The organism is Calothrix rhizosoleniae SC01 (assembly GCF_900185595.1).
GTDB lineage: Bacteria > Cyanobacteriota > Cyanobacteriia > Cyanobacteriales > Nostocaceae > Calothrix_A > Calothrix_A rhizosoleniae.
The window spans coordinates 1-10991 of the sequence record NZ_FYBH01000338.1 but is presented as its reverse complement, the minus strand read 5'-3'; the positions used below and the strand labels follow the sequence as shown (position 1 = coordinate 10991).

12 protein-coding genes are annotated in these 10991 nt (G+C 40.4%); 5 read left to right on the top strand and 7 right to left on the bottom strand.

All coding sequences use genetic code 11. The features are described 5' to 3' along the window. The coding region (locus tag CALSC_RS20735; protein WP_143288326.1) for an ATP-binding cassette domain-containing protein at positions 1 to 426 on the top strand (426 nt) is incomplete at its 5' end. A 160-nt stretch (positions 427 to 586) separates the two neighbouring features. On the opposite strand, the gene CALSC_RS20730 is transcribed toward CALSC_RS20735, so the two are convergent. Further along, positions 587 to 2104: an HlyD family efflux transporter periplasmic adaptor subunit gene (locus tag CALSC_RS20730; protein ID WP_088243168.1), complete on the bottom strand. Its 1518-nt coding sequence runs from the start codon at positions 2102 to 2104 to the stop codon at positions 587 to 589. Between the two features lie 424 nt (positions 2105 to 2528). Between CALSC_RS20730 and CALSC_RS20725 the strand changes: the two genes are divergently transcribed. Then, positions 2529 to 2852, top strand: coding sequence for a hypothetical protein (locus CALSC_RS20725; protein ID WP_088243167.1), 324 nt, complete (start codon positions 2529 to 2531; stop codon positions 2850 to 2852). Positions 2853 to 3272: 420 nt separating this feature from the next. Further along, positions 3273 to 3548 (top strand): ferredoxin-thioredoxin reductase variable chain, encoded by a 276-nt coding sequence (locus CALSC_RS20720; RefSeq protein ID WP_088243166.1) that lies wholly within the window; start codon positions 3273 to 3275, stop codon positions 3546 to 3548. 17 nt (positions 3549 to 3565) lie between these two features. Here the strand turns inward: CALSC_RS20720 and CALSC_RS20715 are convergent, their stop codons facing one another. Together CALSC_RS20715 and CALSC_RS20710 are read right to left on the bottom strand one after the other, a co-directional pair. Further along, positions 3566 to 3787 carry a hypothetical protein gene (locus tag CALSC_RS20715; RefSeq protein WP_088243165.1) on the bottom strand — a complete coding sequence of 74 codons (222 nt, stop codon included), beginning with the start codon at positions 3785 to 3787 and terminating at the stop codon, positions 3566 to 3568. A gap of 101 nt (positions 3788 to 3888) precedes the next feature. Continuing rightward, a complete protein-coding gene (locus CALSC_RS20710; protein WP_088243164.1) occupies positions 3889 to 4680 on the bottom strand; it encodes a YdcF family protein in 792 nt (263 codons plus the stop codon). Between the two features lie 49 nt (positions 4681 to 4729). On the opposite strand from CALSC_RS20710, the gene CALSC_RS20705 reads away from it, so the two are divergent. Then, positions 4730 to 5020, top strand: a complete 291-nt coding sequence (locus CALSC_RS20705; protein ID WP_088243163.1) for an antibiotic biosynthesis monooxygenase family protein — start codon at positions 4730 to 4732, stop codon at positions 5018 to 5020. Between the two features lie 174 nt (positions 5021 to 5194). On the opposite strand, the gene CALSC_RS20700 is transcribed toward CALSC_RS20705, so the two are convergent. The 4 genes from CALSC_RS20700 to CALSC_RS20685 all read right to left on the bottom strand — a co-directional run bounded on the left by CALSC_RS20700 (position 5195) and on the right by CALSC_RS20685 (position 9319). Further along, positions 5195 to 5710: a hypothetical protein gene (locus CALSC_RS20700; protein WP_088243162.1), complete on the bottom strand. Its 516-nt coding sequence runs from the start codon at positions 5708 to 5710 to the stop codon at positions 5195 to 5197. A gap of 10 nt (positions 5711 to 5720) precedes the next feature. Further along, a complete protein-coding gene (locus CALSC_RS20695) occupies positions 5721 to 7265 on the bottom strand; it encodes a bifunctional aminoglycoside phosphotransferase/ATP-binding protein (RefSeq protein ID WP_088243161.1) in 1545 nt (514 codons plus the stop codon). A gap of 187 nt (positions 7266 to 7452) precedes the next feature. Next, positions 7453 to 7752, bottom strand: a complete 300-nt coding sequence (rplY, locus tag CALSC_RS20690) for a 50S ribosomal protein L25 (RefSeq protein WP_088243160.1) — start codon at positions 7750 to 7752, stop codon at positions 7453 to 7455. Positions 7753 to 7975: 223 nt separating this feature from the next. Continuing rightward, positions 7976 to 9319 (bottom strand): adenylosuccinate synthase, encoded by a 1344-nt coding sequence (locus CALSC_RS20685; RefSeq protein ID WP_088243159.1) that lies wholly within the window; start codon positions 9317 to 9319, stop codon positions 7976 to 7978. A 419-nt stretch (positions 9320 to 9738) separates the two neighbouring features. Here CALSC_RS20685 and CALSC_RS20680 point away from each other — a divergent pair, with 419 nt between their 5' ends. Then, the gene (locus CALSC_RS20680) at positions 9739 to 10749 is read left to right on the top strand and encodes an adenosine kinase (protein WP_088243158.1); all 1011 of its coding nucleotides are present in this window, start codon (positions 9739 to 9741) and stop codon (positions 10747 to 10749) included. Positions 10750 to 10991: the final 242 nt, after the last annotated feature.

Here is a 10991-nt window from a genome sequence, read left to right as displayed (position 1 = left end):
AACCTACTTAGTAATCCCTACGCAACTTTTGATCAAATTGTCAATGCCTGCGAAATAGTTGGTGCAGATGAATTTATTAGTGAATTACCAGATAAATATCAAACAGTATTAGGTGAATTTGGTGCTAACCTATCTGGGGGTCAAAAACAAAGATTAACCATCGCCCGTGCTTTAGTCAGTAACCCCCCAATTCTAATTCTAGATGAAGCCACAGGCGCACTAGATCCAGTTAGTGAAGCAATAGTTTTAGCTCAACTACTGCAACATCGGCAAGGTAAAACCACAATTATGATTAGCCATCGCCCTAGAGTTATTCAGAGGGCAGAATGGATTATATTGCTAGAGGAAGGGAATGTGAAACTCACAGGTACTTTTGAGGATCTAAGTAAACAGCAAGGTTTTCATTTGGATTTTCTCAATCCTTAATTATCAATCTTGTATAACTACTGGTCTATTGCATTAATTCACTAGGGGTATTTTCCAGTCGTCTTTAGACGACTTTAGCTATTAGACTGGGGTTTTCAACCCCAGGCGGGTGTGATATAAATACCGTCATATTTTATGCGATGAACCACTACGTTTCCATTTACAAATCCGTCAGTAGCCTTGCTTTTCGCAACAAAAATACCAACACCGTCTCTTGTGAGGAAATAATATCTGCTCTCCCCTTCATCCCTGATTGTATGACACACTTACGACTCCCAGAAATTAATTCCGTACTTTGGGGCTGAATCGTTACTTCATAAGTCCCACTTTTCCCAGGAGTGCTGCTACTGTCATTACTAGCGGATGAAAACGCATCTGGAGAAATAGCAGTCACTTTCCCCGGTAAAGTACCGTAGTCAGTATAAGCACAACCAGCTATCCGTAAATAAACTGACTGCTCCATTTTTACGTTGGGAATCTCTTCAGATGGTACTAAGGCTTTAATTACCAAAAGGGATTCACTGGGAGCAATTTGAGCAATCACATCTCCAGGACGTAATACTTGTTGAGGATTACGCAAATTTAATTCCTGAATTGTACCAGCTGCCGCAGCCCTAATCACAGTCAAGGCAATTTCTTGTTTAATTTGCTGCAATTCTTGCATATCTCGACGGGATTGGTTATTAATTTCTCCTTTGCGTTGTCGTAGCTGTTGTTGCTCCTGATTTAATCGCGCCAGGTTTGCTTTCCCCGCAGCCCTCTCCCTGGCAATTTGCTCCTGAGATATGGCTACAGTCGCACCACTGGGGTTAATGGCTGTTTTTGCCGCTTCTAGTCTGGCTAACGCTGCTGCTACCGCTTCTTGCTGCTGCTTAATAGCTTCTTGCTGTCCTTCCACAATTGCCTTTTGGGATGCCAACTGCTGTTGCTGCTGTTCCACAGCTAATTCTGCTTCCTGGAATTGCTCAATGGAAATGGAACCGCTTTTAGCCAGGGGTTGATACCTTTCCTGTTTAACTTGGGCTGCTTCCAATGCTGCTTGTATTGATTTTAACTGTGCTTGGGCAGATTTTAATTGTGCCCTAGCTTTTTGTAATTCTTGCTGTGCTTGTCTTAAATTAGCTGACGCTTCTTGTACTTGAGCATTGGTAGTGATTTGCTTATCTAGCAATTCCCGTTGATTCCTTTCCAATTCCGCTTGGGAAATCGCAATTGAGCGTTGATTCCGTTCTGTCTGTGCGGCTATTTGTCCATCTAATGCCCCTAATTGGGCATCAAGTTGAGACAGTTGCAGTTTAGCTTGTTGAATATTAGTTTGTAATTGGCTCTTTTTCGTTTGTAAACGGAAATCGTCCATATAGGCGATGATATCCCCTTGGTTTACCACCTGATTTACCCGCATAGCAATACTTTTTATTGTCCCTTGTGTGGCTGCTTGCACTAAACGCAGTTCCCCAGTGGGACGAATCGTTGCTGGGGCTTTAATGGCTATTCTGTATTTGAGAATACTAGCTAGTCCGATGGTAGCCGCAAAAATACTGGTAAGGACAATCCCACCCCAACTTGTCCAGCGACTAATGGGAGGTAAGAATTCCTCTGGGGTAGCAGAGTGGAGAAATTCGGGGTTAGCTGCTTCTGCTGGTGGATTGGGGATAGGTGGTAAATCTGCGTCAGGCATGATTAATCTTCGCCGTCCTTGCAGTTGTGATTTGGGTAATTGTTAAAATGGGAGCATTACCCTATGCCATGTAGATTAACCCTAAGTAAAATTGCTGGTTAATAAAAGCGATGACATTTTAAACATATCATCAATACGTTTAAGAAACTATCTACTGTTTTTTTATTTGAAAGAATTTAATGGTAGCAAGCAAATGCCGCGTACTAATCGTGGGCGGCATTTGCTCCTATTTTCACCGAATAAAAAAGTATAGAACCTATTTGGGAGCTATTTACCAAGGTACAAGTCCAATACCAATCTTGGCTTACCAGATAAGGACGATGATGCTGACGCTTTAGCACTAAGCTGTTACCGTTTTGATTATGGTGGTGAAAAGCTTAGATTTGTTCAAAGACGGCAACCACTAATTCGCAGGATTAGGGAATTGGTATTAAGGCTAAATCACCTTAACCGTATCCAATCTCCCATAAAAAATCGAGCCAGACAGGACTTGTCATGGCAATTCCCTGAAATCACTGGATTCAGAAGCATCCGGTGGAAAGGCAAGGATACCTCTTTAATGTGGGCATGGCTTGCAGGGGAAAGGAAATCAACCATCTACGAGAACAAGTACAAAGCCAGTTGTGGTCTAGGTATTACAGGGAATGTTCGGTGGCACGCTCAACGGATTTGCAGTATAGAGATAATAAAAGTGGCTACGGCTATAGTTGGCGGTAGTGCAATCTGTCGCAAAGCTTTATGGCAGTGAATTTTCACCAGAATTGAAGTCAAAAGATGTCGAGTTAAGAATGAAATTGGGCAATCTTTGGGAGAATATTGAGATAGTCAAAAACTTGAGGGTAAACCAGTACCTTTAGCAGGTTCGCGCACTGCTGCAAGAGCAGTTCGATTACTGTTTAGAAAACTAGTTAAAGAATTGACTAATGCAACAAACTAGAGTGAAGATAGGATGATGGAAACTCTTACTAAATATCTAGTGTTTCTCATGTTGGGTTAAACCCCTCCAATATCTTGGCGATGCCTCCAGTCATATTTCATTAACGGATAGGCTACCACGGGTAATCAACCCCAGCCTAAAAAGGCGGGGCTTCAGCCCAGTTCAAAGAAGTTAGTCAGAAACAGATTTAACTGTGAGATTCTTATGAAGAATCAGTAAATTCATTGAGGGATAGCTGTGGAGAATATTTTAGAAAAACAAAAACTAGATTTAAATTTAGGTATGAAAATTGGCGATCGCGTTCGTGTTAAAACATCTGTAGTGGTTTATCATAACCCTGAGCATCGAGGTAAAGCTTTTGACCTTGAAGGTTCAGAAGGTGAAGTCATAGATCTTGTCACCACATGGCAAGATAGGCCTGTAAGTGCTAATTTGCCAGTTTTAATCAAGTTTAGTAAAAAATTTAAAGCTCACCTACGGGAAGATGAGTTAGAAATATTATCCTAAGGGTGAATTAAAATCCCTCATTTGCGGCGAAACCATGCAAATATGTTGATTTCGCTGCGCATTTTCTCTAATTCTTGGCGATGACGCTCCGCAGTTGCATAATACCAATGGCAATATTGTTGAAATTCTGAGCGTGTCTGTACTTCATCGTAAAACTCCCTGGTAGCTTGATGGGCTAATAAATTTTCTTCCACTTCGGAATGCTCCGAGGGAATTATCTGCGGAAAGTCTTGTGACATAAAATTCCTGGCTAATACACAAAACAAGCTGGCATTATTATTGCAATTATAGCTGTTGACATTTTTGTATTGTCAGTCAGATAAAATAAATCATCACTGAATTAAATCCAACCTCGTAAGCGATAAATTAGCATTCCCAAATACTCTTTTAAGGTAATAGTGAATTGGTGCAGGTTATTAGTATTGGGAATTAAATTCAAAATAGCCGCTTTTGGTGTATTACCCAGTTCTTGTATTTCTCCTTCGCTCACCAAAAAGTCAGTTGGTGCTGGAATCACATCTATACCTTGTTTTTTAAATATAAGTAGCGATCGCGGCATATGCATAGCTGAAGTAATTAATAAGACTTTTTTAATGCCTCTTCTCTCTATAATTTTACGGACATTAACCGCATTCTGATAAGTATTGAGAGAATCAGTTTCTTCAATTATGGCTTGTGTGGGAATACCAAGGGAAGTAAGAATTTTTGCCATATCCCTTGATTCCGCAGCACCACTACCGCGCCAATCAATGCGACCACCACTAAGAATAATTAAGGGAGCTTTTTGCTGGCGATATAGTTGTGCAGCATAAATAATGCGATCGCCTTGTTCACTTAAATCTACCCCAGGTCGAGGAGGAAAAGCGGATTTGGTAGCACCACCCAAAACCACCATTGCCTCTGCTGTTGGGAGTTCGGTAGTAGGGATATTTTGCCATTCGAGCGATCGCGCAAAAAATTTCGATACCCAACCATTACTACTCACAAGTAGCAGCAACAAAGAGAAAGTAATACAAAATGCGGCTATGGGGGGTCGTCTCCCCACCATAAATAGTGCCACTAACAAACTGATACAGGCTAAACCTAGGGGGTAAAACAGTAGAGGTAATAATTTAGAAAGATACAGAAACATGAGACGTTCTCAATACTACTACCATGCTACGTGAATTTGAGGAAACCATATGATTTTAGAAGTCGCCATTCTGGATGTGATTCCAGGAGAAGAAGATAACTTTGAGAGAGCTTTCCAAACAGCACAAGAAATCATTGCTTCAATGAATGGATATATTTCCCACGAACTTCAAAGATGTATTGAGAAAAGTAACAGATATATTCTTCTGGTAAAATGGGAAACCCTCGAAGATCATACAGAAGGATTTCGTAAATCTGACAAATATCATGAGTGGCAAACCCTACTTCACCATTTTTACGATCCATTTCCCACAGTTGAACACTATCATCAAACTCTATAAACTTGTTAAAGCACCAAACCTTGTATTTGGGGCTTCAACATCAACAATGTCTTAACGTATACGCGTAGTGCTATCATGCAGGCAAGATACCTACACTACAAGATTTTTTTGGGATTCTCCCTCTAATACTTAACTATCTGTTTTTGAATGGAATCAAGACAAAATAATAATCAACTATCTTTCCCAGAACTTCAGTTTAATTCCACTGGAACTGCGACGATAGCGTTGAGTAGTTTTCCGCATTTTGGGTCTAGTGACTTGTCCTCGGGAAGTTAGTTCTTTCTCCAGGGAGTCAATTTCTGGTGTGGGTAGCTCGGTTTTTGTTTCTTCCTTACTTTTCCACCAAGTTATAATCCACCCACCAGCGATACCAGCAATACCACCGATCAAAATACTTATGTTTGGTCTATATCCCACCAGTACTAATCCCAACATGAAGAATAACCAGTACTTCAGTCCAGCCTCTATACCTTCTGAGGAAGCTAAATTTTGGCTTCTGGGACTATTTTCGGATGCAGCAGCAACCCAGCCCAAAATAAACCCTGCTGAAACTCCTAAGAAGATGCTCCAGTTTCCAGGAAAACCCAGCAATGATAATAACACTGATAGGAATAAGCCAAATCCTAGTTGGGATAAGAAATTTGGCGATACATATAATAGTTTACCCGAATTCTTTTTTTCTTCTGCCATGGGATAGGAGCTATGAGCAAATTACATCTTTTAATTGTGTCTCCAGGGGTTGAGTCGTATCCACAACTTTCAAGTATACTTTTTCCTCTGTAGTTAAGGATTCTGCTTTCTCTACCTGTGAGGTTAATAAATCTGCCGTTGCGTCGGCAATGTCACCACTGCGGTGTTCTAATCTTTGTTTTAAGACCTCTAAAGGTGCTTCACATTGGACAATTTTTAGAGGAATATTATTCGCCTTGGCTTGGTTAATTACCTCTTGTCTGAGTTGTTGTCGGTCATACTTAGCATCTAAAATTACTGAAAAACCTTGTTTGGCAAGTATAATACCCAAATCTAATAACCGTCCATAGGTCTTTTGGGTCATTTCTGGGGTATAAATTTCATCTCCCCCTTTTGATTGTAAAGGAATACCTGCAAGATGTTTGCGGACTGCATCGGAACGAATCTGGATAGCTGCTAATTGAAGAGATAGATAACGGGCGGTTGTGCTCTTACCGGAACCAGACAATCCAGACATAAAAATTAATTGCCCTTGCCTAGGTTTGGTATATTTCCATGCTTGTTTATAATAACCCGCAGCAGTGTGGGATGCTTTCTGCTTCACCTCTGCCGGAATCCCTGGATCATCCAACAAAAATGAAGTTACCTTTGCCCGTACATATGCTTGACGACTCAAGTATAAGGGTAAAACCTGTAAACCTTCCCAGTCTCCAGTTTGCTCAACATAGGTGTTTAAAAATACATTCCCCAAGTCTTGGCGCTGTCGTGCTTCTAAATCCATGACGGTAAACGCCACATCATACATGACATCAACAAAACGGAATGGTTCATTAAACTCAATGCAGTCAAAAACCAAGATCCTATCTTGCCACAAAGCAATATTTCTCAAGTGTAAATCCCCGTGACACTCCCGGATATAATCGCCTTTAATTCTTTGGGCAAACAATTCTTGTCGTTCTGCAAAAAAGCGATCACTATAGGCTTTAGTCTGATCAAATTGTAACTGTGTTTGGGGACCACCAACATACTTTTCGGTTTGTTGGTAATTTTCATCAATTGCCTTCTGTACCTGGGTTACTTCCCCAAAGGAGCGAATATGGTCATTGATATCTGCTTTTTCATGATAAAGAGCTACCACCCGTCCCAATTCTTCTAAATGTGATGGCTGTAAAGTTCCCTCATCAAACATGGAACTTAGTAGCGCCTCTTGAGGAAATTGACGCATTTTCAGCACATATTCTGCTGCTTTACCCGTACCACCCAATTCATATTTTTCTCCAGCTTTGGTAATGGGTAAAACCTCTAAATATAATTCTGCTGCTCCCCGACGGTTAAGACGCAATTCCTCTTGGCAAAAATGTTGTCGCTTTTCTAAAGTCGAAAAGTCTAAAAACCCAAAATTTATAGGCTTTTTCAGCTTATAAGCATATTTTCCTGTCAATAGTACATAGGAAATATGGGTTTGGATCAATTGAACTGGTTCTTTAACTGCATGGGGGTAAAACCCAGGCTGTAACATTTGTTGAATTAAAGTGGGAATAGCAACTTCTGTCATGTTTAATATTAAACTTCGGTTCTTCGTGTTGCTAGAAAATTATCAAGTTCAGGAAAAAGGCAAGTAGCAATTACTCAAGACCAAAAGTTATTTTATCCTGAAAAGCTCAATAAAAAACCAGGGAGTTACCCCCGGCGAATAATTAATTATCAGAAACAAAAACTCAAATATCGCAAGATGCTCTGTATCAACCTTTACCACAAGCATAAAAGCTGACGTGATAAGGTGTAGCTTTTGCTGGATGAGTCTGAAGTTCCTTAATTACGGTAGTACCATTCCAAGAAATATCAGTAATCTTCAGTTCCAATTCTGTTTTATTAACAGCAGCTTTTTTCTGTAAAAGCTCAACGGTTTTAGCATCCACCAATAAAGAAATGGACTCTGTACCATTGTGACCGTATAAATTAGCTGGTATCATCCCAGAACGGCGTAATGCTCTGGGTTTGGTGCCTTCTGGTCTAGTTTGACATTCGACTGTGATGCTCATAAAAATTCTACAAACTGTTTACTGATTTGATGTCAGGCTGTTAGGCTAACAATTACCTATTTTTCCCCACATCAAGATAGACAAAATTTCTATTTTACACCCACTCAAAATCCAAGGGGAATACCACCTTGAATTTTGAGATTATTTTTCCTAGGTTAGTTTGATTTTGGGAAACGCCAATTTCATCCGGTTCTAGCTAATTTCAATTCTGAAAATTTCCTAGTTAAGCATTAACCGTAGAAACCGGAGTTCCATCAGGATGTAATAAAGCTCTCTTAGGGCCATGAATTGGGTCTTCCACAATAATAGTCTGATCGCGGCTAGCACCCAAAGAAACGATCGCAATCGGAACTTCCATTAATTCAGCTAAAAATTTCAGGTAGTCCAAAGCTTGTTTGGGCAAGTCTGACAATTTACGACAGTCACTGGTAGATTGTTTCCACCCCGGTATGGTTTTATAAATGGGGCGACAGCTGGCAAATCGACGGGAACCGGTGGGAAAATGTTCGCAGCGTTCCCCATCTATTTCATAAGCAACACAAACTTTAATTTCCTCAACATCATCAAGAACATCCAACTTAGTAATTGCTAAACAATCCATCCCATTAATACGGACAGCATAGCGACCAATCACCGCATCGAACCAACCACATCGGCGCTTTCTGCCGGTAGTTGTGCCAAATTCAGCGCCACGAGCACACAGTAATTCTCCTACCTCTCCTTCTAACTCCGTGGGGAATGGTCCTTCACCCACACGGGTTGTGTAAGCTTTGGCAACACCAATTACCCGATCAATTGCTGTTGGACCCAAACCCGTACCCACACAAGCACCACCAGCTACTGGATTAGAGGAGGTTACATAAGGATAAGTTCCATGATCTAAATCTAAGAGAGTACCTTGGGCTCCCTCAAACAAAATATTCCGCCTGTGCTGAATGGCATCATAAATTTTGAGAGAACTATCAACCACATGGGGTCGCAAGCGTTCGGCATAGCCAAGATACTCTTTGATTACTACTTGTGGATCTAAAGGTGGTAAATTATAAAGCTTTTCTAGAATGACGTTCTTATAATTAATAGTCCATTCTAACTGCTCGCTTAAACCCTGAGGGTCCATCAAATCTAGAACTCTAATCCCTGTACGCTCTGATTTATCTGCGTAGGTTGGACCAATTCCGCGACCAGTTGTACCAATTTTGTAATTTCCCCTGCGTTCTTCTGCTGCTCGATCAAATAACCTATGATAGGGCATAGTTACGTGAGCAGTTTCCGAAATAAATAGATTATCAGTAGAAATATTTAATTTTTCTATTTGATCTAGTTCTGTAATCAGAACCTGTGGGTCGATTACCGTTCCAGAACCGATTATACATTCAGTATCTGGATACAAAATACCAGAGGGAATCAAGTGCAGTTTAAAGGTATTACCTTCTACTACAATAGTGTGTCCAGCATTGACACCCCCTTGGTAACGCACAACAACATCTGCGGAGCGGCTGAGCAGGTCAGTTATTTTTCCTTTTCCTTCATCGCCCCACTGGGCACCTATGACAATGACGTTAGCCAAGTGTTTATTGAGATAGCTAAAGTTTTCACAAGGTCTAATTATCTGAAGTTGTGGTAACTTTTGTCAACTAGTTTTAATATTAGATTAGGAATTAGCAATAAAAATTTAGATAGATGTGAAAATTTGTCGGTGGAGTGGCACAGGAAGCAGTACGGTTTCTTTTAATTATTCAACCAACACTTAATATTTTGGTTAATTTATCCCTGGTTAGAGATTTTTCGGTGATTTCAATTTATTCCTCGGATTTAATCATTTAATTGCTGCGATAAATCGGTTTAAATTCTTTTATTAATCTAAATAATTATACTTACTTGATTAATATTTTTTTGTTCGTAAAGTTACAGAGGAAGGATATGATTTTATTAATGACAGAAATTACCCTAAACTGAGATTGCAGTTTTAAGAGAAACTTGAATTCAATGACAGCAGAACATTCTAAGTCAGTAGATGTCTTTGGCATAGGTAACGCAATGGTAGACATCTTGGCGTTAGTGGAAGATGATTTCGTTCGGGAACATGACCTGAATCGCGGTAGTATGACCCTTATGGACTCCGAAAAACAGGGGCGATTATTGCAGGAATTGAAACACCATTCCCTAGAATTGAGTTCTGGTGGTTCTGCTGCTAATACAATGATTGCGATCGCCCAAAGTGGTGGTAAAGGTTTTTATTCGGGTAAGGTTTCTCGCGATACTAACGGTGAATTTTATCGCCAAGATTTACTAGAAGCAGGGATTCATTTTGATGTTCACCCCACCGATGAAGACCACGGTACCACAGGAACTTGTTTAGTTTTAACAACTCCCGATGCCGAACGTACTATGTGTACCCATTTGGGGGTTTCCACAACTTTAGATCCCACAGATATTGACATAGAAAAGTTAGCTCAGTGTAAATATAGTTATGTGGAAGGTTACCTTTGGGATGCACCAGGTCCAAAAAAAGCCAGTGTTAAGACTATGGAGGAATCCAAGCGTCACGATGTAAAAGTTGCTTTTACCTTTTCCGACTTATTTTTAGTCAGTCGCTTCAGCGATGATTTTCACGAATTGGTTACAAAATACTGCGATGTAGTATTTTGTAATGCTGATGAAGCCCGTCATTTCTGTGAAACTGAAGTTCTTGAAGATTGCGCCGGTAAAATTGGCGAAATGGTTGACACCGCATTTATTACCGATGGCGCTGATGGCTGTCTAGTAGTAGAAAACAAAGAAATTGTTCGGGTTCCCGGATTTCCAGCTAAAGCAGTTGATACTGTTGGTGCTGGAGATTACTTTGCTGGGGGAGCACTATACGGATTAACCAATGGTTTGAACTCTCAACAATCAGCCCGTTGGGGAAATTATATGGCTTCTTGTATAGTACAAGTCCACGGCGCTCGTTTGGATAAATCCATGAAGGGTAAATTTGCCGAAATTGTTGGTAAATAATTGACCAAGCCCCGTTGGGGCGGGGTGTAGGTTATGGGGTGTGGGGTATGAGGAAAAGATAGCCCCAACGACCAGTGGGTCACAAGCCCCATTCTTTTGAATAATATGTGATTTACTTCAGATGTAATCTAGCATTCAAAGGGTAATTAAAACTTATTTCTCCCTAACCCCCGACCCCTAAAACCTAACCCCTTTCATGAAAGCTGATGGTGACCAATCATCTTGAGATTTACTTTATAAAA

What these genes read in the sequence shown, in the direction of transcription:
- CALSC_RS20730 (WP_088243168.1), bottom strand. Translation starts at nt 2,104, where the DNA reads ATGCCTGACGCAGATTTACCACCTATCCCCAATCCACCAGCAGAAGCA.
- CALSC_RS20715 (WP_088243165.1), bottom strand. Translation starts at nt 3,787, where the DNA reads ATGTCACAAGACTTTCCGCAGATAATTCCCTCGGAGCATTCCGAAGTG.
- CALSC_RS20710 (WP_088243164.1), bottom strand. Translation starts at nt 4,680, where the DNA reads ATGTTTCTGTATCTTTCTAAATTATTACCTCTACTGTTTTACCCCCTA.
- CALSC_RS20705 (WP_088243163.1), top strand. Translation starts at nt 4,730, where the DNA reads ATGATTTTAGAAGTCGCCATTCTGGATGTGATTCCAGGAGAAGAAGAT.
- CALSC_RS20700 (WP_088243162.1), bottom strand. Translation starts at nt 5,710, where the DNA reads ATGGCAGAAGAAAAAAAGAATTCGGGTAAACTATTATATGTATCGCCA.
- CALSC_RS20695 (WP_088243161.1), bottom strand. Translation starts at nt 7,265, where the DNA reads ATGACAGAAGTTGCTATTCCCACTTTAATTCAACAAATGTTACAGCCT.
- rplY (WP_088243160.1), bottom strand. Translation starts at nt 7,752, where the DNA reads ATGAGCATCACAGTCGAATGTCAAACTAGACCAGAAGGCACCAAACCC.
- CALSC_RS20680 (WP_088243158.1), top strand. Translation starts at nt 9,739, where the DNA reads ATGACAGCAGAACATTCTAAGTCAGTAGATGTCTTTGGCATAGGTAAC.